A 23,666-nucleotide genomic window follows, 5' to 3' on the forward strand; every position below is an offset into this window, starting at 1 on the left:
CGAACCAGTTAGGATATTTAACAAAAAATATCTGATAAAAACTTAGTTAAGCTAGAAGGATGTGTCTTTAAATAGTTTATTTCATAGGTTCACTAAATAAGTATTTGTAAGAATTCTTTTAAAAGATGTGTTTTTGATTTGATTAAGCTTAATACATTTTGTTTTATTAAATGACTATGCAATTTTTACCTGTTAATCAGAACCTATTACTCCAATTGCAAATTAGAGGTTACAATATATTAGCCTCTGCGCAAGGTATTGATCATGAAAATCCAAGTTACTATCCAATCCAAGTTTCTGATGTATGGGATTATCTCGTTCGCCTGGACTATACTTCTGGAATTGGGGAACCAGCACTAATTGTTATCGAAGATGCCCTTAGGAATATCAAAGAGCAACATTTTGATGGGGCTGTTTTTGTTGATTTTGAAGTTGACTAGACTAAGAAAAAAGAAATCATTAATTTAAAATGGTATTAAATTAATGATTTCAAATACTGCATGTTTCAAAATGATATTTGAATACGCAGGTTTTAGTAGCTGAATTTTTTTATTCTTCTATAAGAACATGCCACCTGAAATTTCGATTCGCTGTGCATTGATCCATCTTGCGTCATCTGTGCACATGAAAGCAACTACACCTCCGATGTCGTCTGGAAGTCCTACTCTTCCCAGTGCTGTTTGTGAAGCAATTGCTTCGTTAATTTGTTCGTTGTCTCGTACTAAACCATTTCCGAAATCAGTTTCAATTGCTCCTGGTGCAATTATATTGGATCTAATACCTCTTACTCCTAATTCTTTTGCCTGATATTTAGTTAAAGTTTCCATTGCTCCCTTCATTGCCGCATATGCCGCATAGCCGGGGGTAGCGAAACGAGCTAAGCCTGACGATACATTGATAATAGCACCGCCGTCACGTAGCAGTGGCAAAGCTTTTTGCGTTAGAAAGAAGGCTCCCTTAAAATGAATGTTTACCAAGTTGTCAAATTGTTCTTCAGTCGTTTCTGCAAAAGAAGCATGGATACCGATACCTGCGTTATTGATTAGAAAGTCAAACTTATCGGTATTAAATACCGATACAAGTGTCGATTGGATATCAGTGAAAAAGCTGTCAAAGGTTTTGCTGTCCGCAACGTTAAGTTGTAAAGCCACAGCATTTACACCTAAGTTTTTAAGTTCTAGAACGGTGTTTTCTGCTTCAATTTTTTGTGACTGATAGGTTAAGATGATATCAATTCCTTTTGATGCGATTTTGAGTGCAGTATTTTTTCCTAGTCCACGGCTACCACCGGTTACAAGTGCAATTTTATTTTTTGTTTCCATTTGTTCCTTTTTTATTGAAAACAAAGTTAAATGACAAATGTTGATTAAAATGGTGACAGTTTAAGTATTATATCGCTATCTTATTAACTTCGGATGATAATGATTGGAAATAATCTACCCGATATTGCTTTGGAGTTTTTCCTGAAAAACGCTTAAAGAATTTGGTGAAGTTGGAGGGGTCATAGGTTAATGTGCGCGCAATTTCGGCAATTGACATATCGCTATTTTGTAAGAGTGATTTTGATTTTTCTGTTAATCTATTTTCCATGAAATAGCAAGGTGAGTACCCTGTTGCGGATTTGATTGTATTGCTGAGGTGAATAGGGTGAATGTAAAGCAAAGCTGCAAAATCTCTAATCTCAAACATTTGATCCTTTTTGCCCGATAATATATCTGTCAGATGGTTATCTACTTCTCGTAAAAAATCAGCAGTTATTTCATGTTGACGGTTTAAAAACTTTTTTGGAATTTTCATTTCTTCGAAAATGTAATTTTAATAAAAGTATCCCTTATTTTCTGTTTTAAAATAATAAAAGTATTATTGAGCTCGATTGTAAACTTTGCTAATCTAAATGTAGCAATAAAAAATTATTTTTTTTATTGCTGTATATTTGTAATTACTTAAATCTTTTTAAGATAGCGTCAAATTTATTGACTTTTCACGTTGTTGTTAATGGTCTTAAATGAGTTGTGAAAAGTAGAAATAATTAGAAAATTATTATATTGATCTGCTTACTGAGGTGGACTATAGGATTACATATCAAACTTAAAATTTCCATCAGTAACTTGTTTCTCTCGAAAAATGAAAAATTAAACTAGTTAATGAAAAATGAATATTAATTTAAGTGATTATAAGCTAGAGCGGATAGCCCCATCTCAATGGCAAGATTATAAGTTAATCAGACTTGAGGCTTTAAAGACAAATCCCGAATTATTTGGTAGTTCATATGCAAAAGAAGTTTTGTATAGTCAGGATGATTGGATTGCTTTATTGGAAAATGATGCACGGGCAATTTTTGCTTTATATCATTTAGATTTATTGATCGGTTTAAGTGGTGTAGTGCTGAACAGAGATAATCAATCTGAGGCCATTTTAATTTCTTCGTTCATCAAAGAGGCTTATCGTGGCAGGGGACTTTCTCAATTATTCTTTCAAGCCCGAATTGAATGGGCTAGGCAAAAGGAGTGTGCTCAGGTTATTGTATCACATCGGGCGGGTAATGAGGCTTCAAAAGCTGCGAATCAGCGATGTGGTTTTGTGTATACTTATTCAAAAGAATCACGATGGCCGGATGGTTTATTGGCTGAGGAATTAATGTATTGCTTGTCGCTATAAATGTAAATGATCGATAATAGTGATTTGTGATCTTTGGATTGGTTTATGATTTTTAGGTTTATATTTCATCTCCAAGTTTTGAAAATTTGTTTCTGTACTCTATTGGGGTTAAGCCTGTTATTTTTTTGAAAATATCTCTAAACGCTTTTGTATCGGTATAACCTACGTTAAACATGACTTCGGAGACATTCTTTCGTGAGGCTTCAAAATGATTTTTTGCAGCTTCTATGCGTACGCGTTGCATATATTCGATAGGTGTATTGTTTGTAGCATCTTTAAATCTTCTTTCAAACGTTCTACGACCAATATTGATGAGTTTTGCTAAATCTTCTACAGTAATCTTTTCTTCGTAATTTTTTTCTATATAATCCTGTACTTTTTGGATATCAGTGTGGTTATGGTTTCTTTGACCTCTAAAAATTGCAAATTGAGACTGGTTATCTCTTCCGATATCCAATGCAAAATATTTTGATATCATCACAGCAGTTTCTCGATCTGAATATTTTTCGACCAGATACAGTATTAAATTCCATAAACTGTTTGCACCGCCACTACTATAGATATTCTCGTGTTCGGTGATCACAGCTCCATCTTCGATCTCGACTGCAGGGTATCTTTGTTTAAACTCGTTTATGTATGCCCAGTGGGTGGAACACTTTTTTCCATCTAATAATCCTGTTTCTGCTAGTAAAAAAGCTCCTACACATAAGCTTGCAAGGCTTGTTCCTTTTAAATGAAGTTTTCTGAAATAGGGTAAAGCCTCTTCATTTGCTTTTATCCCTTTATCCATATCTCCAAATGTTGGAGGGATAATGAGGAGGTCTGTTTTAGTAACTTCAGATAATAAGCGATTTGTTTTTATGGTATACTCTCCGTTATTTGCGGTGATATATTCATTTAAGCCAACATATTCAACATTGAAAATGGGTCTCTTGCCAAAGAAGGTAAGAAATTCATTAGCGGTTTGAAAAGTACGAAATGCGGGTGTAATACCTTCTATTGTACCATGTTGTGGAACGAAAATGGAAATTTGCATATCTCTTAATTTAGTTAGATAAATGTACAAATAGTTTTTGTCGTTATCCACCCCTATAGTTGTCGTTTTTACAACATGTGACATTTTGAAATGATCTCCATCTTTGTATAAGCATTATAAACATAAAGAAAAGAGGAATGATACAATCAACAAAAATTAACGTTACAGCAATAGTAAATGCTCCCATCGAGACCGTATGGGACGCTTGGAATACACCTAGTGATATCATGCAATGGAATAGTGCAGATCCAAATTGGCACTGTCCTGCTAGTGAAAATGATGTCCGGGTAAATGGAAAATTTAAAAATAGAATGGAAGCTAAAGATGGTAGTTTTGGCTTTGATTTTGAAGGTACTTATGATAAGGTCGAATTGTTTAAGGAGTTGGCTTACAGCATGAATGATGGAAGAAAGGTGCGTACCGTATTTACGGAAAAGGATGGTAAAACAACTCTTTCGACAGTTTTTGATGCGGAGAGCGAAAATGAGTTTGAAGTTCAAAAACAAGGATGGCAAGCCATCTTGAATAGTTTTGTAAAATATGTAGAATCAAAAAAATATTAATTCCTAAAATTTAATGTCATGAAAAAGAATACAGTTTCCTTACATCGCATTATTCAGGCCAGTCCTGAAAAAGTGTTTCGTGCTTTTGCTGATCCAATAGCACATGCCACCTGGTTACCTCCTTATGGTTTTATATGTACAGTGCAACAAATGGATTTTAAAGTAGGCGGTAACTTTAAAATGACTTTTATAAATTTCAGCACTGGCAATGGGCACTCTTTTGGTGGAGAATATTTAGAAATTTTACCGAATGAATCAATTAAATATAGTGATCGTTTTGATGATCCTAATCTTCCGGGAGAAATGATAACGACAGTTTCACTGAATAAGGTGTCCTGTGGTACTGAACTTCAAATTGTGCAAGAAAATATTCCAGATGTAATACCTGTTGAAATGTGCTATTTAGGTTGGCAGGAATCATTAGATAAAATGAAGAGATTGGTTGAACCTGAAATACCTGATGCATAATTAATAGCAATATGTTATTTCAGAGAACCGATAAAATGATGAATGGTGTTTTTATTACATTTTCAGGAAATTGTAAGAAAGCACTTCAATTTTACCAAAATTGTTTTGGTGGTAAGTTGTATTTTGAAGAATTTAAAAATGAGATGAATAACTATCTGGAGTCACCTATAATTATTGGATCATTAATTTCTGATATGATTGTAATTCATGGTTCAGATTTGGTACATAATGAAGGTCGTCAGATCGGAAATTATTTATCTATATTTCTGCATTGTAATGATGCGGGAGATCGCAAATTATTAATTCATAAATTGAAAGTTAATAGAAAGATTACTTATACTCCAGATGAAATCAAACAAAGCTTGATTGAAATAACGGATGCATTTGATGTACGTTGGATATTGGCTATTTAGAAGATAGCTTCTAATTTATTCGTATTATAAAAATGAAAAAAGGCTAACTTAAAATTTAAGGTAGCCTTTTTTTATTGAGTAGTGTTTTCAATTTTTTGGAAAATAATTGAAATTATATGGTTTGTAGGCATGTTAATTTATTCATACAAATTTTGATAGAAATGCATCTGTCATGAAAGAGTAAGAAATAATAATATCTATCAATGTTATTGCAATTAAGTTGCGATAGTTATTACCTTTAATACACCATCTCACAAAAGTAATTGTTGAATGGTGTATTAAAGGTTTATTATGAAAGAAAATAGAATTTATGATGTCATCATTATTGGAGGTAGCTATGCTGGTCTTTCTGCTGCCATGGCATTAGGGCGTTCTTTGCGAGATGTGTTGGTAATTGATAGTGGAATTCCGTGCAATCGACAGACGCCACACTCTCATAATTTCTTGACACAAGATGGTAAGACACCCTTGGAGATTGCTACCATAGCAAAGCAACAGGTTGAGCAATATGAAAGCATTATTTTTGAAAATGGTGTCGTGACAGATGGTAGGTTTGCGTCAGAAGGTTTTGAGATCTGTACTGAAGAAGGGAATATTTATATCGGTAGGAAACTTATTTTTGCAACTGGAGTTAAGGATATTTTTCCTGATATAAAGGGGTTTTCTGCATGCTGGGGGATTTCAGTTATTCATTGCCCTTACTGTCACGGTTATGAATTTAAACATCAAAAAACCGGTATTATTGGAAAAGGGGATAAGGCAATCCATCTATCTTCACTAGTTCATAATCTCACTGATCAATTACAGGTTTTGACAAGAGGTGACGCAAATTTTGAAGAAGAACAAAAAGATAAATTAGCTAAAAATCAAATTGGTATAATTGAAACTGAAATTGTAGAAATTGTCCACAAAGACGGATATGTTAAGCAATTGGTGTTTGATGATGGTCGAACAGAAAGTTTTGATGCGGTGTATGCTCCAGTTCCCTTTGTACAGCATTTAGACCTGCCGGTGAATTTGGGATGTGAGCTTACTGAGGCTGGGCATATCAAAGTTGATAATTTTCAGAAAACCAATATTCCAGGTGTCTTTGCCTGTGGTGACTCCACCACAATGATGCGCTCCGTAGCAAGTGCTGTTAGTACTGGAAATACAGCTGGAGCGATGGTCAATATGGAATTAACACAGGAAGAGTTTTGATGATGAATCTTAAAGGACGATTTTCTTTAACCAAATAATTGGGTGTAAACTATTTGATTCTATTATTTGTTTATAATAATAAAACTATGTCTAGATTGTTCGTCATTACTTCTATTATATTTCTCACTTTTGTTGCATGCCAACCAAATACCTCTCATCAGAGGCCAACTGTGGAAGACAAGTCTCAGGATACCGAATTGCATCGGCAGTCCGGAATTACCTTTTTAGAGGGAGGTCTTATTCATAAAATGGAGAAAAAATCAGGTATTACAGATACTATTTTTATATCTGTCCATAAACCGGATTCCGCTCATATTATACTTGAAAGTCCAACCAATACGGCAAATATCCGTATTGGTCAGCTTTTTTCTCCAGATGGGAGTGCTGATGGTCCATTCGGAAAAGTCCTCGAATATCGATTTAAAGATACAGGCCAATATTATATTACGGTTAGTGAGAATCTTATGGTTGGTGATCATTATAACGGAGCTTATCAGGTGCGAATTATAAATGGTCTGTCAAAATAATATTGATCAATTATTATAACGCGCGGTAATTTTATAATTTGTTAGTCCCAATAAAAAATCGAGACTAACATGTATCATTAAATGATGTGATCAGGTTTTGTTTAGAACGACCAGTTGCAAGATTTTGCGGCAAAGAAGAATACTGCTAACCAAACTAAACCTTTAAAAAGGAAAAAGAGAAAAGCGCCTAGCCCTAAACGTTTTACCCATTTTGTTTTATCATTTTTTTGCTCCATTCATAAATATAAACAATAATGCTGTGTTTTAGTTTACATTTACAATTGGGGAAAATACGTTTCCAAAATTGTAGAAAGTTTGATTTGCCTTCTCTGTCGCAAGTGTATAGCTCTCAGGATCTTCAGCATGTTTATTTAAGACAGTAGTGAATCCTGCCCACATTTCACGGCTGTTTTCACCATACCCTTCAAAAAACGAAGTGCCTTTAGTGATTCCATATTTATTCAGCATCTGCACAATGTATGGCCCCCCCATAATGGATCCCTCAAGAACATAAAGTGAGCTTAGGGCTTCTAACACATTGTTAACTAGAGGAGCATTAGCTTCTGGAAGATTTTCTACACTTCCGCCCAATGCTTCGATATCTTTTTTTATATAAGAAGAATTGCGACGATCTGCTAGATCTGGTAAAATATCCGAAGTTACAAAAGGCGCAATACGATCTTCGACGGCACGGAAATAGGCGTAAAAGCCTTTTAGGACTTTTGCATAATCAGCATCTGAACGAATACTTTTTAATTGACGTACGATAGTTCCCTCAACGTTTTGATGGGCAGCATGTGTTTGCTCTTTGATATGTTGACTAAGCATTTTTCTAGTATTTAGTTATATTATTCTATACAAATATTCGTATTTATTTTAAAACCTTTATGCTGTATAATGATTTATCATCTATGAAAAACGATCTGAATTAAATTGTACATAATTTTTTTAGTTCTTTAATTGGAATTTTGTTTTAAACAGCAGATTCTCACCTATTGTTTCTGGCCAAAAGACGAAGGGAGGATTATCTTTAATATTATCAATACCCTTTTCCAGCTTAGCGTCTGTAATAGAAACAATGTCTTGCAGTGTAGATGCTAGCCAAGGCTCTTTCGGATTACCTATATGTAGGTCTGTTTTTGGGGTGGCTAGGGAAATATCGACAGACATTCCATCAAAATAGTCCGACCAACCATCAGCATTACGAATCAGGAAGGATGCAAGATAAATGTCGAAAGCATCAATTTTAAGAGAGAAAAATCCTACTGGCTTTCCAAAAGTTTTCTGGCCAATAAGTCTCACAGGAAAGTAAGGTTTAAAACTACTAATAAGAAGTTCACTAGCTGATGCGGTCCGTCCGGATACAATAAATGATAAGTGTTGTAATGTGTTGAATACTCCTTTCTTGGCGAAATAATGTGTATTGGCTTTTTCACTATAGTCTACATCGGCCAAAGTTGCGGAACGGCCTTTATATTGTACAGGATTTCCATTTGCGTCTAAATAGGGTTGTTTACCTAAAAGGGTAGCCTTGCCATTTTGGACATTCGGATGAAATTGTTCACTGAACATGATTTTCCCATCCAGTTTTTTAGGTACAATCAAATTGGCTAAATATTCTGCTGTCTCTACATATCCGCCGCCATTGTGACGCAGATCTAAAATCAGATGAGTCACCTGTTTGTTGGAGAGTTCTGTAAAAAGTCTGTTCAGTTCTGTTCGAACAATAGCGAGTTCGGGAAAGGAAGCGATATAAAGATAGGCTATTTGTTTATTGCCTGAAGTCCAATAGGACAGGTGTGTCGCGTATTTGTATTGGTGCTCTGTATTTGCCACATGTCCGTTACCTTTTTTTGTGTTTCTACTGCGCTCCAGATAAGAGTATTTTGGTTTTCCTGCAATTGCAGACCATTCATATGGTTTGCCATTATGGGCCAATGAGTATTGACTTATTGCGAAAAGCTCACGTTCATAAGCAGTCTGTTCGGGACTAATGCTTCCAAACTTCTTACGAGGAGTAAAATCTGTATAGGAGGGAAGTGATTCCTGCCATCGGTATAATTGTTGAGCATACAAAAAAATTGAATCGAGAATCAGTTCTTTTTTTGTTCCCTCTATAGGATTTATTATTTCATCTGTTTGCATTGTTTTTTTATTCCTGTTCTGACAGGCTGAGCTAAGCAATAGCAAAAAAAGCATCGAAATACTTTTAAATGATTGAGCCATATTCAATTAAAATTTGTCCTTTATATTTGTGGCTACTGAGCGACATTTGAGCCGATAGTTTAAAATTAATTCATTTAAACTTTTTTATTCGAGTTAAAAGCCTAATTTTGTCCCAATTTATTTAATATTGATGCTTCCACATCTTTGGATGCTCAAAGATCCCAAAGGCGACCTCCTTTGGGATTTTTTTGTTACGGCAATATTGGTCTTTCAGTTTTTATCGATTCACTTGATAAGCTTGATAGAAAGATAATGATATTTTCCTGCTCTTTACTGCTGAGTCTTAAATTCTGTATATGTGGTGATAATATGCCATTAATCTGCTGACCAGTCTTTTGAGTCATTCCTTGGCTTAGTAAGTTGACTAATTCACTCAAAGTAGCAATAGTACCATTGTGCATATATGGTGCAGTATTTGTGACGTTTCTTAATCCAGGTGTGCGAAACTTACCTTTGTCACTTTCTAATTTAGAAGACTCAAATCGTCCGTTGTCCAATGCACCTTTGTTCGTTACTGCATAGCCGAGATTATGAAAATCTAAGTCTGTAAAATACGGGCCGTTGTGACAATTGATACACTTTCCTTTCGTACGAAATAGATGCAACCCTTCCAATTGTTGGTCATTTAACGCCTGATAATCACCTTGGACAAACCTATCAAATGCAGTTTCTCCACTGCTAATGGATTTGGAATAAGCAGCTATTGCATCTAGCAAACCCTCTATGGTCATATTCTTATTATTATAAGCCGATTCATACAGACTTACATAACCAGCTCTGGTTTGCAGTTTGGCTGGTAGTGTGGCGGTATTTCCGCCCATTTCAATTGGCGAATTGATAGCTTCTGCAATTTGTTCACGGTAGGTTTTCGCACGCCCATCGTGAAAGAGTTTCCCTTCCAAATACCAGACATTTTCCATGGATGGTGTGTTACGGTGATGTAAAGCTATACCATCCGCTGTTGTTTTCTGATCGATCCAGTATGTGTCCGGATTATGGCACGAAGCACAGGTCTTTAGACCATTACCTGTACGGGGATCAAAAAACAGGGCTTTGCCTAGCGCAATAAGCTCAACCTTATCTTTTGAAGGATTATCGGACAATGCTGCTAGTTCTCGTACTTCAATGTTTTTATACCATTCTGCTACTGGCCACTGTGCGCTACTTTTACTGTATTTTTCTCGTAGCGTTTCTTCTGGGTTAGGTACAATTGTCGGATCTTCCGGCGATGACTTCCCCTTACTGCAGCTGCATAACGACACGGTTATCAAAGCAACCAGAATTACCTGTTTTGGCCAGTAAATTTTTAATAGCACGATGCGAAGTCTTTTGACAAATAAGTTTAATTTACAGCAATGGAATAATTACTTTCAGTCAAGATCTTGCCGGATTTGTCCATTATCTTGAGGACGGTAATTTTGTTTCCAAGCACTGTTGTTGGTATTGGGAGGCTCACGGTCAGATTTGTAACATCAACTATTGCATTAGTTATTTTATAAGAATTGTTAAGGTTATCAACAGCTACAAAATGATCAAAATCGCTTTTGAAATAAAGTTCATAAAGTATTTTGCTGACTAATGGTACAACCAGGTTTTGTCCTTTTGTGGCATTATAAGCAACATTAGATTTTATTAAGGCACTAAGTCCAGGTAGTAATACTTCGAACGGATCGCTAAGTACTGAGAAGCGACCCGAAACTAATTTCACCTGGTAGCTACTACCTGCTTTAAGGTTGTCTGGCGCTGTAAATTTAGCTATAAAGTAAGTTAGCGCTGTATTTAAAGATAGTAGAGTTTCTTTTCCATCTTTGTCGATTAAATAACCTTTTGTTTGTGTTTCATTGGGTATGATATTTTCTCCCACGAAGGTAAAGGTCCCTTTTTCTGGTTCGTTTAGATAATAGGTATTTATAGGGTCATTCAATTTAGCTTGTACTTGCGGTTGGTTGACTTGAAAGGATAATGTATAGTTTTTGCTGGAACCATCCTGCGCTCTAACGGTATAGATAATGGGTTTTTCTAATTGCAATTCTATTGATGTGCCTGAAGCAGGTGTAATAGTGGCCATTTCTGAGACTTTTATGGTTGGTGTAATGCTTTCTGGTTGGTCCACCAGCGGTGGCCAGTATAGGATAATCCGATCTTCTACTATACTTGCTGATAAGGTATTGCCTGAAGCATCTCTGATGCTAAATGATTCGATGTCTTTATAAGGTAAATCGGGGGTTTCTTTCTTGCAAGACCAACATGTCATAGTCAGTATAAAAATAGCCAACAATTGGAATGAACGTATTTGTTTTTTCGATAATGAAAGTAGCATGATTTTTTTGATTAAAAAGATCCGCAACCCATCCACAGGTTACGGAATCTTCTATAGATAATTATTGTTGTTTAAAGCGCTTTATACTCGATATTAGCATCAGCTTTTACCTGTAGTTGACCTGCAACAACTCGTTGCCCTACGTTACTGAAGTTATTGAGTTTTACGGCATATAAGGCACCTGAAGCGTTACCAACCAATACAGTCAGTGGTTGAATGGCTACATTCTCATGGGAACCTAGATCGTACTCATACCATGTGCCACTACCTAATGATGTTACTAGTGTAGCAGTACTCCAGTCCGATGCAGAAACAGCGGAGATGTCCGTCGTTACTGTTCTAATTTCGAAACCTGCATTTGCTTTGATCGAGCCATTAACATGACTGAAGAATGCCACTTGTCCACTGCTGATTAGACTTTGAGAACCTGTTGTAAAATCTACATAAACAGCAGGCCAGTTGGCAGCGTTTGATGGGCTCCACCATTGACCAACTACTGTTAAGCTGGTGTTTGCTTTTGCTTGAGTAAGCGCCAAAGGAGCTGTTACCTGTTCTGTTTTTGGGGCCGCTGCCCATACTGCTGCCGATAGCACTGTCACGGCCATTGCCGATTGTAAGATTGTTTTAATGTTTAATTTCATGTTGACCTCCTGTTTTTTATTTATTTAATGTTGATGCCACCTTGGCATATGTGGATGCATGTTTATGACTCCGTTATCGTACTGGTGTATAGTTGCGTTTTCACAACGTCAGGCCAGTCTTTGAACTGGAATTTGATTTGGACATTTTCGAAACTCCCTGTTGGAAGGTTTGCTGGTAGCGAAACCTGCATCTCGGTACGTGTATGGGATTTGATGGTGAGCGGATAATCTTTGCCGTTGAGTGTCATAATAACCTCTGTAGGATCGAGGATTACTTTGTTTAAGTTAGCTTTGATAGTCCAATCCGTGTTTTTAGCCAATGTTAATCCTAATAAGGTGAAAGTTACATCTGGTTGTCTATAGGTAATCTTGAGTGGATTGGCTAATATAATGGTATGATTAAGATTGGTCACTTCGACATCATATGTGCCCGCAATGATATCCGAAGGAATAAGATTTTCCCGCTCGGTTCCGGTATAAGTTAATTGATATCCAAGACTTGAAGCTTTTAAACTATTAGGCGTTGGCATCTGAACACGTTGCTTCGTCTCTTGGTTAATGAGTACTATACTGACCAGTGAAGAGTTTGTATGCATAAAAGTCCCATTTATCGCAGGAAGTTTCGTTCCTGGTCCTTGCGTAAGCGCAATGGAAGATGTTGATGCAAAAGTCGCTTCAAAAGATGATGTACTTTGTAATTCGATCTTTAGCTTGTAGGTACGGGTTGTTCCTGTTGCAGATTTTACGGTGTATGTCTTATCTTTTTCATCAGTTTTAACAGGCAAGATCTCCTCCGTGATTTTGGCTCCAGATGATACCTGAATTGTAGGATCAATTACCAATAATCCATAATAATAGGGTAAGTAAACCGTGATGGTATTCTCGTTATTGTCTATGGCACCATAAATAACATCGTCATTCGGGAGGTTGGTCACCTTATATTCTAGTATTTTGTCGCTAGGAAGTAAAGGCAGATCTTCAGTTTTTGTACAGTTACTAAACAGTAACCCTAGGAATAGTATGCTTATAAAAGTGTATACTCTTTTCATTTTATTTAAATATTGACTATCGTGTTTTATGGATATTATTATTTAATTCCTGATTTCAAATTTGGTGCTTCCTGCTTTCGCGAGTACATATTGAAAAGTGAAGAATGGTGTAGGTGAAGTTCTATACCAGTCCTTTGGATTTAGGAGGTCTTTGTAGATACTCTGTATTTTGATCTTCGCATAGTTGCCATTTGCTGTGCGCACTACCAAGGTATGTTCTTCAATTGGATAACAAACATGCTTTTTGTTTTCGGCTCCACCACCTTTGATGTCGCCACCAAAATCATATAGGTACCATCCCAAGCCTTCGCCAAAAGTTCCTGAATCATCTGTTCCATAGGCCTTTTCTCCTCTACGGAATTCAGCATCGGAAGGAATATCTACAACATCTTCAAATTTTTTCTTGACTAGATAAATTCCACCTTTACCAGGTCCACCTACCCCATATCCATTTGAACTATTATTGCAATTGATAAAACTCCTGTATATGTCTGCGAAAGAAATATCCCAACGTGCTGTCAGCCTATAATCTGGCGTAATAGCCTTATTCTGTTCTAAACTATAATATATAGGTGATTGCTTAGTTGTGGGTAAGGTTCCGGTTGGTAAGTCCTCTCCAAAGTTCTTTACTGAAATTAAGCGATTGAACATTCCTTCTGAAATATCTGGATTCGGTTCAGGTTCTATTTTAGGATCGCTTTTACTGCAGGCGCCTAGCAATGTTAAAAAAACAAAGATTGCAACGAATTTTAAAAGGGTATTAGTTTTTGTTATTTTCATTTTAGTGCTATATATTGTAATACTATAATTTCAATTATTCCCGTGGTTATATGATCAGGTTATTTGACCGCTATCTTTATTTATATTAATTCTAAATAATAGTAAAGGTAATGAGTTTAGCTTTTCCATTGTATATTAAAAATGATATTTAATCTATGCTTTTTGCTTTTTAGAGTTTAGCTTTTAAGCTTATTTGTTAGTTGTAATAATCAATAAATATTCCCTATTAAATAGCTATTAATTAGAAGTTTGATATTTTTTAAGGATAATTACTAGCCTGTGGATTATTAAGAAATTTGGAATCATTTACTCATTAATACACTATGGTATAATTGCGTTTTTATTTTTATGATATGATCAGCATCTATGAAAATTACTTTACTATAAATATTATTTGATAAAATTTATGGCAGAATATACTATTAACGGATAATTAGTTTTCATTTTTTAGAGCGTGTTTGTGTTTAAATTTTTGGTACCATCATCTTGTACATAGTATTTGAATGTATAATAAGGAGCTGGCCAGTTCATATTTGTAACGGCAGATGGATTGCCTTTGTAGGCATTGATAAGTTGTAACTTAGCATATTTTCCATCAGGAAGTCGAATGACATATGTTCTGTTAGGTAGCGCTTGCATAATGTGATTGTTCAGGCTATAACGAAACCACCCATCTGAACCTTCTGAAGATGCCCATCCGATTTTGTTAATTTCACTTTTATTAAACTCGTCATCCGAAGGAGCTACGGTGATACTTTGGTAGGGTTGTTTGAGTAAAATGACTGCGGTATTGTTAGCCTCTCCTTGATATCCTGGGTTATATTGATATTGCGAATTGTTGACAAAAACTTCGGAATTATAAGGGCCAGTAAAAGCTAAGTCCCAATCTTTGGTTTTTAACCATTGCGCCGAATCTGCTTTTGTCTTAATCCAAATTTGTTTCTGATCCTTGAAACGAAATAAGAAAGTATAAAAGTTGCGTTTTTCTTTACCTTCTGTTCCATCTCCCATAGAAGCATCGGTATCACCTGGAAGATCTTTAATGACGATACTCTTGCCATCTTCAAGTACAATATTGTACTCCTTATCCTTGCCACAAGAAGCAATAAGGAGTACGATAATTGTATAGAAAATACAGCGACCTATTTTACTAAAAGAAATCAATATGCTGCATTCAGCTATTATTAGTTTTATTGTATTCATTTTGTAGCAATTTTAATTATAATTCATCTTGAAATGAGGATTATCTACTATTAAAAAATTAGGTTCTGTTATCCTATGCCTACATGGAATGTGATCGGTGAAAACTTATTCTTTGATCCAACGATAACTTAGTCCACCCATAATTATGCGACCTGGTTGTCCCAATAAATACCGGCTAGTAAAATTAAACAGGTTGTCTCCAATGAGACGAAAAGTAAGTTTTCCTTTCATAAGACTTTTTTCAACAGTCATATTTAAAAGAGTGTGGTATGGAATGAAGATATCATTCTTGTCTATGAATTGGTTTCCATTATATTCTTGAAATGGCGTATCTCCTCTGAAATTAATTCTTGCATTGATATTCATATCCCAAGGTTTATATTCATATTGTGTTTTAAAATTGATCATGTGTCGTGATCTATCTTCAATACCCCAATAATCTGATTTTTTACTTTGGCGATACTCTCCTGTTTGCGGATTATTGATTTGATTGTAAGGAAAGTTTCCGCTTGCTATACTGTCTAAGACACTTAAATCTTTTGCGATCAAATATTGATAGCCTACAGAAAACTGTAAAACTTTGTTTGCTTGATAAGTAATTGAAGTTTCGAAACCTTTGTTCATCGCCTTCGGCAGATTGCGGTAACTGTAGATCTGAGCAACATTCGTCCCATTCCCGACACTGACCGTATTGATCTGATTATTGATGCGATGATAAAATACGGAAATATCAGCTTGAATTTTTTGACTAGCATTCCATGTTAAACCAATATTATTGGAGAGACTAGTTTCCGCCTTCAGATTCCCTGCGACTAAATTCAACATATAACTGTTTTTATAGCTCAATTCACCAGACGCATCCATTGCAGCAATAACATCTGCGACGCGCTCTGTACCAACTACCATATAGTTTGCTGCCGGATTGTAGAATACTTGATAACGCATTTTGTAATCAGGAGCTTTAAACCCTGCTCCAAAACCTGCTTTGGCAACAAGAGTTGAATTAATATGATATTGCAAGCCAAGACTTGGGCTAAGATGACCATTATAGACATTCGTTTGGTCATAGCGTAATCCCAATGTGGTCAGTATCCTATCAACAGGTTTCCATTCGGTCTGTAAGTATAAAAAACCTGTATTTAACGATCTTTTTGCATCCAGTTTTTGATTATCCATTACCTCTAGACTTCCACCGATACCAGCCGTAAATTTTAGTTTTGTAATAGGACTATAAGCAAACTGTTGTTCTATGCGATGTACATCTTGACCAAATTCTTCAGCGCCGGCGAATACTCCTTGTCGCAGCCACTCTGCAGCCATTTCTGAATGAAATCTTGAATAATAGTAGCGAGACATACTCCTAATCCCTGACTCAAAGTTATGGTCATAACTCGCGGATATGTTGACATCTTGATCTTTCTGGGTATTTTTCAATATGGCCTGTTCAGACCAGGCATTGATCATCTTTGATACTCGGCCAGCATACCTTGCCGTAATACCCATTGTTCCATTTTTGCTGATACGATAACGTGTGCGTCCTTGAAAACTGTAATTGGTATATGGGGGATAAGTGGTACTATTTGACTCCAGATAGTTTTTGTCAGTATTAAATCCATCAGTGCGGTAGTAGTTTCCGGATAAAACAATACTTCCACGTTGATTGTCAAAAGGTGTTTCAGCTTCTAAAGTTGCATCTACCGTGTTTAATGTGCCATATAGAAATGAACTGTGTAGCTGTGGCGTCACTGCACCATGTCGCGTAATGATATTAATAGCACCTCCTAAAGCATCACTGCCATAAAGACACGATGAAGCTCCTTTTATAATTTCTATACGTTCTATATTTGTAACTGAAATTCTTGATAGATCAAAATTCCCACTGTTTCTCCCCAACATGGGTTGTCCATCTACTAATACCATCACATAGTTGCTACTAAAACCTTGGATCTGTACCCCGACAGCTCTTGATCCTCCGGCAATGTCATTGACTATGGCAATACCTGTTTGTTCTTTCAATACTTCATCCAGTCGGCGACTCCCCATCAATTCGATTTCACGTTTGGTAATAATCTTAACAGGCATAGCCGCATTTTCGGGTTTAACAAGATTGTCTACCGCTTCCAGTTTACGATTTACTTGTACTTCATCAATATGACGGTTATCAATCTCTAGTATAATATTCAGCTGCTGTTTTTTATCTTCTAGATCAATGGTCTGTTGAAATTTCTTATAACCAAGAGCTTGGACTTCTAAATCATAACTACCTGCATAAAGCTGATTAAAATAGAAATGGCCAGAAGTATCTGTCTTTACAGCCTTTTTATCAGGATATAAATAAACCGTAACGTTTGGGATCGCTTTGTTAGATTCGTTTTTTACGATGCCACTAATCTGTAATTTATCTTGGGCATGAGTTACTATTAAGTTGCATGCACAAAATATCAGGAGAGAACTAGTTCGTATTAAGGAGCTTTTTGTAAACACTAGGTTATTTTTAATCAATCTAAATAATATTACAAAAAAAGGCAATAGAATTGAACTTTTCTATATGAAAACTGACATTAATTCTATTTAATTCGATTTGAATATATCCTTTTATAACTTTTAAATTGATGTATTTGATTGATTTATAGGTGTGTTTAGCCTTTTTTTATCTAAAACACAAACAAAAGGTTAATTTAAATTAATTTGTATTTAGACTGATTATTGATTTGTTTTGTGTTGAAAAGCGTTAGATAAGTTTTCCTGTCATGATGCTTTTAACTTGAATTAAAGAAAAAAGAATGAGTAGATTTTGCCTTATTATAATAATCCATTGTTGTATGTATATTGCTTTTGGTGTTCATGCACAGCAACGGATTATTACATTGAACAGTTCCATTACTGAGACAATATTTGGATTAGGTGTGGGGAATCGTGTTGTTGCTACCGACGTGACCAGTGTCTCACCTATGGCTGCCGCAGCTTTGCCCCGTGTAAGTAAAAATCGTTCAGTTTCAGCAGAGGGACTACTTTCGTTTGAACCAAATATCATCTTAGCAAATGAAGGGGAAGTTCCTGCAGCAATCATTCGACAAGTACGCGCAGCTGGTGTAAAATATATAGCCTTAAAACCCAACTATACAATTCCAGGCGCTTTAAATTATATACAGCAAGTGGCGGATGCCATTAGTCAACCTGAGCTCGGAAAAGGAGTGGTATCCCAAACAAAGTTAAGTCTGAACCGTATTACTGAAGTGGTTAAAAGTGAAAATAAGGGTAAAGTTCCTCCAAAAGTTCTTTTTATTTATGCACGTGGTACGGGCACTATGAGTGTCGCCGGTAAGGGAAGTAGTTTAGATGCAATCATCCATTTAGCTGGAGGAAAGAATGCTATTCAAGAGTTTTCTGATTTTAAACCTTATACAACGGAAGCGCTGGTACAGGCCAATCCAGATATAATATTGCTATTCGATTTTGGGGCTAGTAGTTTGGGGGGGGAGGATGCAATTTTAAAATTACCCGGTATGAGGATTACAAATGCAGGTAAAAATAAACGTATTCTCGCGATGAATGCTTCTTTATTAGTCAATTTTAGTAATCGGCTACCTGACGCAATTCTGGAATTGCACCGAGGTTTTGTAAGAATAATGGATTCAAAGTAATCGATGTGTATAAAAGACAGAAGCTAATTTTGCTGGCACTTGTATCAATTTTAATTGTTGTGTGTATAATTTCCTTGGGATTAGGGGCTTATTTTATTCCTCCTAAAGATATTTTTTCGTTGCTAATGCAAAAGATGTATTTGGGATCAGCAACAGCTATTAATAGCATGCATGAGAATGTCATTTTTGAAATTCGGTTACCACGGTTATTACTAGGCGTACTGGTAGGGGCAGCATTGGGTATCTCTGGAGCAGCTATCCAGGGAATATTTCGTAATCCATTAGCAGAACCGGGACTCATCGGTATATCTTCTGGCGCATCGTTATTTGCAGTTATGATTATCGCTTTTGAAACATTGGTTTTCACCTCACTTTCAGCTTGGATCGGTTATTATGTGTTAGCTTTTGGAGCGTTTGCAGGTGCAGGTTTAACAGCATTTTTGGTTTATCGTATAGCTAGTAAAAATGGTAAGCCATCCGTAACAACGATGTTATTGGCTGGAATTGCGATTAATGCTTTTGCAGGAGCACTTACGGGCTTGATGACCTATGTCTCGACCGAGCAGCAATTAAGGACCATTACATTTTGGTTGCTTGGTAGTCTGGGTGGAGCTACTTGGGACAATTTGTTGGCAGTTGCTCCGTTTATAATTATTCCCTTAATCTGTTTACCTTTTTTTGGAAAATCATTAAATGCATTCGCTCTCGGTGAAATGCAGGCCGATTTATTAGGTGTACAAACCGACCGTATCAAAAGATGGGTTGTAGTCCTTTCAACTTTAGCTGTAGGAGCTTCTGTAGCAGTTTCAGGCATTATCGGTTTTGTGGGCTTGATTGTTCCTCATATTATTCGTCTTATAGGTGGGGCAGATCATCGATTTGTTTTACCTGGATCGTTGCTGTTTGGCGCTTTGGTGCTGACGCTAGCAGATGTTATAGCTCGGGTTTCGGTTGCTCCAATAGAGCTTCCAATTGGCGTGATCACCGCCCTATTGGGAACTCCTTTGTTTTTATATATTTTGATAAAGGAAAAATAATTAGTTCAAATATAGGGTCTGTTATGTTACGTGTAGAGAAACTTAATTACGAAATCAAGGGAAGAAAACTCCTGAAAGATGTTACTTTTCAAGTACGGAAGGGAGAGGTATTGGCTGTGTTAGGTGCCAATGGCGCAGGAAAATCTACTTTGATGGGATTACTCTGCGGAGAAAAGAAACCCTGCTCAGGGAGCATTCACTTAAATGGAAAGCTACTGTCGGATTATACTCCACATATTTTGTCACAATGTAGAGCTTTATTGAGTCAGCAACAGCAAATGACTTTAAGTTTTAAAGTCGATGAAATTGTATTAATGGGTCGTTATCCACATTATAAAAATATACCTCAAGCGCATGATCTCGAAGTTGTAGCCGAAACAATGAAACTTTGTGGTGTAGCATCATTTGCAGACCGTGATTTTCTAAGTTTATCAGGTGGTGAACAGCAACGTGTCCATCTAGCTCGGGTCTTAGCGCAGATATGGGATAATCCAGATGCACTCTTGCTTTTAGATGAGCCTATTTCAGCATTGGATTTACATTATCAGCAGAAAGTTTTAGGTATTGCCAAAGCATTGGCGCGTAAAGGGCTCATGGTTATCTTGATCGTACATGATGTTAATTTTGCAGCTACATATGCCAATCGCATTATGATGCTCAAAAATGGCAGAAAGCTATTTGATGGTACGCCAGTGGAGGTTTTAAATAAGAAAGAAATCTATACTATTTTTTCAGTGGAATCAAATGTGACGATGAATCCAAGAACATTGAAACCTTATGTTCAACTTGAAGAAATGTATGTTGAATTTGATAGTTATTTAGAAAGATTATAAATAATTTTAATATTCCAGCTTATTTCATTAATTTTAACTGCGCAAAGCTTATTTTAAACTGTAATCATGTTAGTGAAAAGTAAAATAATAGAGTTGGAAGATTGGCTTTTTGAGGAAGAAATCCCTGACGGTTATGTGCCAGAAAAACCACTGGTTGAAAATAAAACCATTATTGAAATGGGGCCTGTGCATATGGAGAATTTTCAACTTTCAACTTCTGGTCTTTTTATACTGCATTCTAAAATGAACTTTGATAGACCTGTACAGATCCTCACTGAAATAGAAGGAGAAACGATTACAAGTCAATTTATATTTTTTAAACCAAAAGATGCAAAAATGCCCTATGGCATGAGTAGACATAATATTCGTTACATTCCTTCGGTTCGAACTACCCATCAAGTAGAACCTGGTATTGAATATATTTATTTTATAGCAGTTATATCTAAAGAATATTACCTCAATTTAATTAAGAGAGATTCATTGCTCCATCAACAGTTTGTGCATGAGATCGAGAAAGGGCAATATACTTCATTTTCTGAAGAAGATCTTGTTGCTACTTACGAAATGCAACATACCATTTCTGAATTAATTGAATCCAAGAAAAAAGGAGAAATAAGAAGATTACATACCGAGTCTCGGATTGTTGAATTGCTGATGTACCAATTTGAACAGTACAATGAACAAAAAGGAAATACCGATTCTTTGTTTCATGAGGAAGATATTCAACGGCTTGAAATGGCACGGCATATCCTAGAGCAACGTATCGCAAATCCACCGACCCAAAAAGAACTGGCTGCAGAAGTGTTAACCAGTGAAAGTAAACTGCGTAAAGATTTTAAAGAATATTTCTCAGTTACTATTCATGATTATCTAACACGTGTACGTATGGAAAAAGCTAAAAATTATTTGTTAGCGGATAAAAAGACAGTATATGAAGTAGCATTGTTGACGGGGTATGGACATCAAAATAACTTCAGTAGCGCATTTAAAAAATATTACGGTATTTCTCCCGGAGAATTAAAAATGTAAGCACTTTTCAGCTAGACTTTCTTGTACCCATGTGATGAGCTGATTTATATCTTATAAAGATTTTATTGAGTCATAATAGAGGGTTTCTAGAGGGTTCGTAGAAGTAAAGCTCTATATATCCTCTATTTTATCTCTATGTAATATCTGTATAATTACTTCACTAGTCTTAGTTAAATAGGAGTATATCTTAATGCGTGTCTAACAATATTAAAATCAGAGCCAGAAGAATGATTTTGGTATTCAAGAAGGATTACTTTTGATAAGAGACTAAATTTTTAGGTGTATACTTGATGCAGAGATTAAGAATAATACTATAAAGCCTCTTGATTTTTTCAAGAGGCTTTATATTTTACTAGAATTTCCTGTTTTGGAAACCTTTTTTAGAAAAGAAAGTTATAAGAAACTTCTTTTTATTGATTCAAAAACTCGGCAACAAAAGCATCAAATGCTTGTGGGTTTTCTGCCTGTACCCAATGTCCTGCATTAGGGATTGTTTTTATTATGGCTTTTGGAAACTGGGTTTCGATATTTGCTTTGTCTTCGGGCAGGATGTATCGTGACTTTTCACCAGCCAAAAATAAAGTAGGTCCTTTAAATATACCTGATTTGACACCTACTGTGATAAAAGAAGTGTATTTACCTTTCAGAACGTCTAGATTGAAACGCCACCCTAGACTTCGGTCTTCTTTGATATACACGTTCTTTAATAAAAACTGGACAACTCCTGGTTCCTTAATATAGTGCTCAAGTGCTATCTGTACATCTTTACGATTTTCGATAGTTTCAATATTAACGGCACTTAGTGCATTGAATATATCTTCATGATGCGGAGGGTAGGATTTAGGGGCAATATCAGCTACAATCAATTTAGCTACTTTTTCAGGATGATCTATAGCAAATTGCATGGCAACTTTACCACCTAATGAATGTCCAATAAGATCAATTTGATCCGCTTCAATAGATGCGATATAGGCAGATAGATCATCAACCATAACTTCGATAGACATCTCTTCACTATGAAAACTGCGCCCATGATTACGAAGGTCCAAAAGATGCACTTGTCTTTTTTCTCCAAAATTGCGACCAAATGTTCCCCAATTATCGGACATGCCAAATAAGCCGTGTATAACTACTAACGGGATACCCGCGTTTTCTGCTCCATATATCTTGCTGTACTGTAGTTCTTCCAATGTATATTCTGTTTTAATGAGTCTTTTGTTATTGATTCAAAATTACAAAAAATAAATTTTATAGGCTTAAATGTAAAACGAATAACTAAAGCGCATGAATAGATCTATCTGCAAAAGATTAAATGTAGCTTTGTAATAATAATTTTGTTAGAACGTACAGAAATTAGATATAGAGCATAAATGATAGCAGCATTTTTTCGTGATTTTGGAATTTTTTCGGAAGAGGAGATTGCACAAGTTCTTCAACTTTTTACGATCAGAAAGTTGAGTAAAGGAGAATATTTTGCTCGTGAGCATGAAAAAAGTAATGAAGTGGCATTTATTCGATCTGGAATCTTTCGCTCCTTTTATACAACTCCAAATGGTGACGATATTACTTATTGTTTTCGATTTCCAAATGATCTTATGGCGGCCTATTCTTCTTTTATAACTGGTGGTCCTAGTGTGGAAGCCATACAGGCTATTGTGCCGACAGAATTATATGTGATTCAGAAAAATAAACTTGATCAATTGGTTCTTGAGAAGCCGATATGGACTATGTTTCTTAAGATAATAGCAGAACAGCAATATCTAGAATTGGAAAAACGGGTTTTTCAATTGCAGAAGGAAACTGCCGCCCAACGTTATGCATCGTTGCTCAAAAATCAACCAGAATTTATCTTGCAAATCCCATTACATTATCTCGCTTCCTACCTAGGTATTACGCAACGACATTTGAGTCGTATACGAAAAGAGATTACTTCTTAGTCACTAATATGATATTGATTTATCAATGTGACCTTAATGAATAAAAAGTAATCATTAAGGTTTAGATGGGTACAATAATTATTTTTAGAGAAATGTTATAGC

At 35.8% G+C, this 23,666-nt stretch carries 25 protein-coding genes; 12 read left to right on the plus strand and 13 right to left on the minus strand.

What is annotated here, in order from left to right; genetic code table 11:
- The first annotated feature begins 176 nt into the window (after positions 1 to 176).
- A complete protein-coding gene (locus tag ACFS6I_RS21875) occupies positions 177 to 440 on the plus strand; it encodes a hypothetical protein (RefSeq protein WP_021187855.1) in 264 nt (87 codons plus the stop codon).
- A gap of 117 nt (positions 441 to 557) precedes the next feature.
- On the opposite strand, the gene ACFS6I_RS21880 is transcribed toward ACFS6I_RS21875, so the two are convergent.
- Together ACFS6I_RS21880 and ACFS6I_RS21885 are read right to left on the minus strand one after the other, a co-directional pair.
- Positions 558 to 1,322, minus strand: coding sequence for an SDR family NAD(P)-dependent oxidoreductase (locus tag ACFS6I_RS21880; protein WP_132842850.1), 765 nt, complete (start codon positions 1,320 to 1,322; stop codon positions 558 to 560).
- 67 nt (positions 1,323 to 1,389) lie between these two features.
- Entirely contained in the window at positions 1,390 to 1,797 is a 408-nt protein-coding gene (locus ACFS6I_RS21885) for a helix-turn-helix domain-containing protein (protein WP_380923743.1), read from the minus strand.
- Between the two features lie 354 nt (positions 1,798 to 2,151).
- Between ACFS6I_RS21885 and ACFS6I_RS21890 the strand changes: the two genes are divergently transcribed.
- Positions 2,152 to 2,658 carry a GNAT family N-acetyltransferase gene (locus ACFS6I_RS21890; protein WP_380923745.1) on the plus strand — a complete coding sequence of 169 codons (507 nt, stop codon included), beginning with the start codon at positions 2,152 to 2,154 and terminating at the stop codon, positions 2,656 to 2,658.
- Between the two features lie 58 nt (positions 2,659 to 2,716).
- Here the strand turns inward: ACFS6I_RS21890 and ACFS6I_RS21895 are convergent, their stop codons facing one another.
- Positions 2,717 to 3,694: a GlxA family transcriptional regulator gene (locus tag ACFS6I_RS21895; RefSeq protein WP_031286881.1), complete on the minus strand. Its 978-nt coding sequence runs from the start codon at positions 3,692 to 3,694 to the stop codon at positions 2,717 to 2,719.
- 137 nt (positions 3,695 to 3,831) lie between these two features.
- On the opposite strand from ACFS6I_RS21895, the gene ACFS6I_RS21900 reads away from it, so the two are divergent.
- From ACFS6I_RS21900 to ACFS6I_RS21920, 5 genes are all read left to right on the plus strand, one after another.
- A complete protein-coding gene (locus ACFS6I_RS21900) occupies positions 3,832 to 4,257 on the plus strand; it encodes an SRPBCC family protein (protein ID WP_380923748.1) in 426 nt (141 codons plus the stop codon).
- Positions 4,258 to 4,275: 18 nt separating this feature from the next.
- Positions 4,276 to 4,725 carry an SRPBCC family protein gene (locus ACFS6I_RS21905; RefSeq protein WP_021187851.1) on the plus strand — a complete coding sequence of 150 codons (450 nt, stop codon included), beginning with the start codon at positions 4,276 to 4,278 and terminating at the stop codon, positions 4,723 to 4,725.
- Between the two features lie 11 nt (positions 4,726 to 4,736).
- Positions 4,737 to 5,138 (plus strand): glyoxalase, encoded by a 402-nt coding sequence (locus ACFS6I_RS21910; RefSeq protein ID WP_380923750.1) that lies wholly within the window; start codon positions 4,737 to 4,739, stop codon positions 5,136 to 5,138.
- 291 nt (positions 5,139 to 5,429) lie between these two features.
- The gene (locus tag ACFS6I_RS21915) at positions 5,430 to 6,338 is read left to right on the plus strand and encodes an NAD(P)/FAD-dependent oxidoreductase (protein ID WP_380923752.1); all 909 of its coding nucleotides are present in this window, start codon (positions 5,430 to 5,432) and stop codon (positions 6,336 to 6,338) included.
- A gap of 86 nt (positions 6,339 to 6,424) precedes the next feature.
- Positions 6,425 to 6,865 carry a hypothetical protein gene (locus ACFS6I_RS21920; protein WP_380923754.1) on the plus strand — a complete coding sequence of 147 codons (441 nt, stop codon included), beginning with the start codon at positions 6,425 to 6,427 and terminating at the stop codon, positions 6,863 to 6,865.
- A 264-nt stretch (positions 6,866 to 7,129) separates the two neighbouring features.
- Here ACFS6I_RS21920 and ACFS6I_RS21925 read toward each other — a convergent pair whose 3' ends face one another.
- The 9 genes from ACFS6I_RS21925 to ACFS6I_RS21965 form a co-directional block, all read right to left on the minus strand.
- Positions 7,130 to 7,693, minus strand: coding sequence for a biliverdin-producing heme oxygenase (locus ACFS6I_RS21925; RefSeq protein ID WP_021187846.1), 564 nt, complete (start codon positions 7,691 to 7,693; stop codon positions 7,130 to 7,132).
- Positions 7,694 to 7,813: 120 nt separating this feature from the next.
- Entirely contained in the window at positions 7,814 to 9,010 is a 1,197-nt protein-coding gene (locus tag ACFS6I_RS21930; RefSeq protein ID WP_380923756.1) for a S41 family peptidase, read from the minus strand.
- Between the two features lie 272 nt (positions 9,011 to 9,282).
- Positions 9,283 to 10,407: a cytochrome-c peroxidase gene (locus tag ACFS6I_RS21935; protein WP_380923758.1), complete on the minus strand. Its 1,125-nt coding sequence runs from the start codon at positions 10,405 to 10,407 to the stop codon at positions 9,283 to 9,285.
- Positions 10,408 to 10,433: 26 nt separating this feature from the next.
- The gene (locus tag ACFS6I_RS21940; RefSeq protein WP_380923760.1) at positions 10,434 to 11,411 is read right to left on the minus strand and encodes a hypothetical protein; all 978 of its coding nucleotides are present in this window, start codon (positions 11,409 to 11,411) and stop codon (positions 10,434 to 10,436) included.
- A gap of 71 nt (positions 11,412 to 11,482) precedes the next feature.
- Positions 11,483 to 12,052: a hypothetical protein gene (locus ACFS6I_RS21945; protein WP_380923762.1), complete on the minus strand. Its 570-nt coding sequence runs from the start codon at positions 12,050 to 12,052 to the stop codon at positions 11,483 to 11,485.
- Between the two features lie 62 nt (positions 12,053 to 12,114).
- Entirely contained in the window at positions 12,115 to 13,101 is a 987-nt protein-coding gene (locus ACFS6I_RS21950; RefSeq protein ID WP_380923764.1) for a hypothetical protein, read from the minus strand.
- A 42-nt stretch (positions 13,102 to 13,143) separates the two neighbouring features.
- Entirely contained in the window at positions 13,144 to 13,881 is a 738-nt protein-coding gene (locus ACFS6I_RS21955) for an HmuY family protein (RefSeq protein WP_380923766.1), read from the minus strand.
- A gap of 447 nt (positions 13,882 to 14,328) precedes the next feature.
- Positions 14,329 to 15,084 (minus strand): HmuY family protein, encoded by a 756-nt coding sequence (locus ACFS6I_RS21960; RefSeq protein ID WP_380923768.1) that lies wholly within the window; start codon positions 15,082 to 15,084, stop codon positions 14,329 to 14,331.
- 105 nt (positions 15,085 to 15,189) lie between these two features.
- On the minus strand, positions 15,190 to 17,568 hold the full coding sequence (locus ACFS6I_RS21965; RefSeq protein ID WP_380923770.1) for a TonB-dependent receptor: 2,379 nt from the start codon (positions 17,566 to 17,568) through the stop codon (positions 15,190 to 15,192).
- A 338-nt stretch (positions 17,569 to 17,906) separates the two neighbouring features.
- Between ACFS6I_RS21965 and ACFS6I_RS21970 the strand changes: the two genes are divergently transcribed.
- The 4 genes from ACFS6I_RS21970 (at position 17,907) to ACFS6I_RS21985 (ending at position 21,627) form a co-directional block, all read left to right on the plus strand.
- The gene (locus ACFS6I_RS21970) at positions 17,907 to 18,728 is read left to right on the plus strand and encodes a heme/hemin ABC transporter substrate-binding protein (RefSeq protein WP_380923772.1); all 822 of its coding nucleotides are present in this window, start codon (positions 17,907 to 17,909) and stop codon (positions 18,726 to 18,728) included.
- Between the two features lie 59 nt (positions 18,729 to 18,787).
- Positions 18,788 to 19,765 carry a FecCD family ABC transporter permease gene (locus tag ACFS6I_RS21975; RefSeq protein WP_380923774.1) on the plus strand — a complete coding sequence of 326 codons (978 nt, stop codon included), beginning with the start codon at positions 18,788 to 18,790 and terminating at the stop codon, positions 19,763 to 19,765.
- Positions 19,766 to 19,788: 23 nt separating this feature from the next.
- Positions 19,789 to 20,598 (plus strand): heme ABC transporter ATP-binding protein, encoded by an 810-nt coding sequence (locus ACFS6I_RS21980; protein WP_380923776.1) that lies wholly within the window; start codon positions 19,789 to 19,791, stop codon positions 20,596 to 20,598.
- 66 nt (positions 20,599 to 20,664) lie between these two features.
- Complete coding sequence (locus ACFS6I_RS21985) at positions 20,665 to 21,627, plus strand: helix-turn-helix transcriptional regulator (protein ID WP_380923778.1); 963 nt, start codon at positions 20,665 to 20,667, stop codon at positions 21,625 to 21,627.
- Positions 21,628 to 22,037: 410 nt separating this feature from the next.
- Here ACFS6I_RS21985 and ACFS6I_RS21990 read toward each other — a convergent pair whose 3' ends face one another.
- Positions 22,038 to 22,817, minus strand: a complete 780-nt coding sequence (locus ACFS6I_RS21990; protein ID WP_380923780.1) for an alpha/beta fold hydrolase — start codon at positions 22,815 to 22,817, stop codon at positions 22,038 to 22,040.
- A 180-nt stretch (positions 22,818 to 22,997) separates the two neighbouring features.
- Here ACFS6I_RS21990 and ACFS6I_RS21995 point away from each other — a divergent pair, with 180 nt between their 5' ends.
- On the plus strand, positions 22,998 to 23,564 hold the full coding sequence (locus tag ACFS6I_RS21995) for a Crp/Fnr family transcriptional regulator (protein WP_380923782.1): 567 nt from the start codon (positions 22,998 to 23,000) through the stop codon (positions 23,562 to 23,564).
- The last annotated feature ends 102 nt before the right edge of the window (positions 23,565 to 23,666 follow it).

The organism is Sphingobacterium anhuiense, assembly GCF_042686355.1.
GTDB classification, from domain to species: Bacteria; Bacteroidota; Bacteroidia; order Sphingobacteriales; family Sphingobacteriaceae; genus Sphingobacterium; species Sphingobacterium anhuiense.